3 protein-coding genes are annotated in these 3,338 nt (G+C 76.2%); 1 reads left to right on the forward strand and 2 read right to left on the reverse strand.

The features are described from left to right. The first annotated feature begins 2 nt into the window (after window positions 1–2). Window positions 3–917, forward strand: a complete 915-nt coding sequence (locus L7D48_RS27465) for an SAM-dependent methyltransferase (protein ID WP_237883594.1) — start codon at window positions 3–5, stop codon at window positions 915–917. Between the two features lie 41 nt (window positions 918–958). Here L7D48_RS27465 and lhgO read toward each other — a convergent pair whose 3' ends face one another. Both lhgO and L7D48_RS27475 read right to left on the reverse strand, forming a co-directional pair. Further along, window positions 959–2,251, reverse strand: a complete 1,293-nt coding sequence (gene lhgO / locus L7D48_RS27470; protein WP_237883598.1) for an L-2-hydroxyglutarate oxidase — start codon at window positions 2,249–2,251, stop codon at window positions 959–961. Between the two features lie 157 nt (window positions 2,252–2,408). Continuing rightward, window positions 2,409–3,338, reverse strand: a 930-nt coding sequence (locus L7D48_RS27475) for an MFS transporter (RefSeq protein WP_237883596.1), incomplete at its 5' end; no start/stop codon positions are given.

A 3,338-nucleotide genomic window follows, 5' to 3' on the forward strand; every position in this document is an offset into this window, starting at 1 on the left:
GGGTGGGGGCTGACACCGTGTGGGATCGTGTGCCCCTCACGGTCGGCACCGAGGAGGCGGACAGGATGGCGGACGGAACGGCGGACGAAGCGGCGGGCAGGACCGCGGACGGGGCGGCGGGCGGCGGCGCGCGGCCGGGCGACGGAAGCGGGATCGACAGCTCCCGGCCCCACTCGGCCCGGATCTGGAACTACCTGGCGGGCGGCAAGGACTACTACGAGGTCGACGCGGATGCCGCTGAGAAGGTCCTGGCGGCCTTCCCCGGCATGCGCGACATCACCCGCGCCTCGCGCGCCTTCATCGGACGCGCGGTGACGCACCTGGCCGGGCAGGAGGGCATCCGGCAGTTCCTGGACATCGGCACCGGCCTGCCCACCAGGGACAACACCCACGAGGTCGCCCAGCGCACCGCACCCGAGTCGCGGATCGTCTACGTCGACAACGACCCCCTGGTGCTGGTCCACGCCCGCGCCCTGCTCACCAGCTCCCCCGAGGGCGCGTGCGACTACATCGACGCCGACGTCCGCGACCCCGAGAGGATCCTGGCCGAGGCCGCGCGGACGCTGGACTTCTCGCGCCCGGTCGGCCTGATGCTCATGGGCATCCTGGGCCTGGTCCCCGACTACGACGAGGCCCGTGCGGTGGTGCGGCGGCTGGTCGACGCCCTGCCGCCGGGCAGCTTCCTCGGCCTGAACGACGGCTCCACCGCCGACCCGGTCTACGTCCAGGCCATCGAGGGCCACAACGCCCGGGGCACCGCCACCCCGTACACCCCGCGCGACCCGGAGGAGATCGCGGGCTTCTTCGAGGGGCTGGAGCTGCTGGAACCCGGCGTCGTCTCGTGCTCGCGGTGGCGGCCGGAGGGCGAGCCGGGGCCGGAGACGGCCGTGTACGGCGGGCTCGCGCGCAAGCCGTAGGGCCGCGGCGGCGCGGCCGGGCCCCAGCGGCGCCGCGGGCCTCAGCGCGCGGCGTCCAGCGCCGCCAGTGCCCGCCGCGCCACCTCGCGGCCGATCGGCAGCGACGCCGTCGCCGCCGGGGAGGGCGCGTTGAGGACGTGGACGGTGTGCGGGGCCCGGGTGATCAGGAAGTCGTCGACCAGCGTGCCGTCCCGCCCGACCGCCTGGGCCCGTACCCCGGCCGGGGCGGGGCGCAGATCGGCGGCCTCCACCTCCGGCAGCAGCCGGCGCACCGCCTCGGTGAAGGCCACCTTCGACAGTGAGCGGCGCATCTCCCCGGCCCCGTAGCGCCAGTGGCGGCGGGCGATGTGCCAGAAGCCGGGCCAGCCCAGCGTCCCGGCCAGATCGCGGGCGCGGGCGGTGCGCCACCGGTAGCCCTCGCGGGCCAGGGCGGGAACGGCGTTGGGGCCGATGTGGACCGAGCCGTCGATGCCGCGCGTGAGGTGGACGCCCAGGAACGGGAACGCCGGGTCCGGCACCGGGTAGACCAGGCCCCGCACCAGCCGGCCGCGCTCCGGGACCAGCTCGTGGTACTCCCCGCGGAACGGCACGATCCGCACCGGCGGCGCGTCGCCCGCCAGCCGGGCCACCCGGTCGCAGTGCAGCCCCGCGCAGTTGACCATGGCGCGCGCCCGCACCACCGCACCCGCCGCCGTACGGACGGCCACGCCCACACCCGGGCGGCGGTCCACGGCGACCACCTCCGCGCCGTGGCGCACCTCGGCCCCGGCCGCCTCCACCAGTCGGGCCAGCTCGGCGGCGACCGCGCCGTAGTCGCAGACGCCGGTGGTGGCCACGTGGATGGCCGCCAGGCCCTTCACATGCGGCTCGTACTCGGCGATCTGGGCCGGGCCCAGTTCGCGCACCGGGATGCCGTTCTCCCGGCCGCGCTGCACCAGCGCGTGCAGCCGGGGCAGCTCGGCGCGCTCGGTGGCGACGATCAGCTTCCCCGTCACCCGGTGCGCGATGCCGTACTCCGCGCAGAACTTGACCATCTCCGTCGCGCCCCGCACCGCGAAGCGGGCCTTGAGCGAACCGGGGCGGTAGTAGACGCCGCTGTGGATCACCCCGCTGTTGCGGCCGGTCTGGTGCCGGGCCGGGCCGTCCTCCTTCTCCAGCACCACCACCCGCGTACCGGGCCGGGCGCGGGTGAGCGCGTACGCCGTCGACAGGCCGACGATCCCGCCGCCGACGACCAGCACGTCGCAGTCGTACGCCGCGCGCCGCGCGGTGGGCCCGCCGGCGGAAGGGGACGGGGAGGAGGCGGCCGAGGAGACAGTGGACACGTCCTCCATCATGGCCCGGAGCACCGACGGACAACCGTCCGGCCGCGCACCGGACATCTGAACGGCCTCCGGGAGCGGCCCGTACCGCCCGTGCCCGGACGCACGGGACACGGCAGGCGTACGGCGCCCGCCGGGCCCGCCGGGCGCCGCGCCGGGGCCACGCGTGTCACGCCGGGGCGGCGAGCAGCGGGCGGGCCCGCTCCCGCAGCTCCGCCACACGCGGCTCGTCGCCGTACGGCTCCAGCCGGTGCAGCAGGTCCCGCACGTACTCCGTCGTCCGCGCCGAGGAGATCCGCCCGGCGACCTCCACCGCCCGGGTGCCCGCCGCGCAGGCCGCGTCCAGATTGCCCGACTCCAGCTCCGCGACCGCCGACACCACCAGCCGCAGACCGTGCGAGCGGACGAACTCCTCCGTCGGCCGCGACAGCGCCTGCTCGGTGAAGCGGCGCACCTGGCGCGGGGCCCTCAGATCGCGGTAGCACTCGGCGGCGTCGGCGGCGAGGCGGTCGTAGGAGTAGAAGTCGAGCCAGGACGGGTCCGGGTCGCCGTCGCGGGAGCGCTCCAGCCACCCCTCGGCCGCCGCCAGCGAGGTGCCGCAGGCCGCCGACTCGCCCGCCTTGGCCAGGGCGCGGGCCTCGACCAGGTGGAAGAAGCTCATCGTGCGGGCCGTGGCCAGACCGCGGTTGCGCTCCAGCGCCGCCTGCGCCAGGTCCACGCCCTCGTCGGCGAAGCCGCGGTACGTCGCCTGCAGCGACATCGACGCCAGCACGTACCCGCCCAGCGGCACGTCCGCCGCCGCCCGGGCCAGCCGCAGCGCCTGGATGTAGTAGCGCTGCGCGGCCTCCTGCTGGCCGGTGTCGAAGGCCATCCACCCGGCCAGACGCGTCAGTTCGGCGGTCGCGCCGAACAGCGAGCGGCCCACCTCGTCGCTGTAGGAGCCCAGCAGCAGCGGGGTGGCGTCCACCCGCAGGCACTCGGGCACCATCGACGAACGCCAGTCACCGCCGCCGTACTTGGAGTCCCAGCGCCGGGCCTCCTGCGCGGCCTCCCGCAGCTTGGCCACATCGCTGTGACCCACGCGCGGGGACGTGGGGGC

It is taken from the genome of Streptomyces sp. ICN903, assembly GCF_022015835.1.
Lineage (GTDB): Bacteria > Actinomycetota > Actinomycetes > Streptomycetales > Streptomycetaceae > Streptomyces > Streptomyces fenghuangensis.

What these genes read in the sequence shown, in the direction of transcription:
- lhgO (WP_237883598.1), bottom strand. Translation starts at nt 2,251, where the DNA reads ATGGAGGACGTGTCCACTGTCTCCTCGGCCGCCTCCTCCCCGTCCCCT.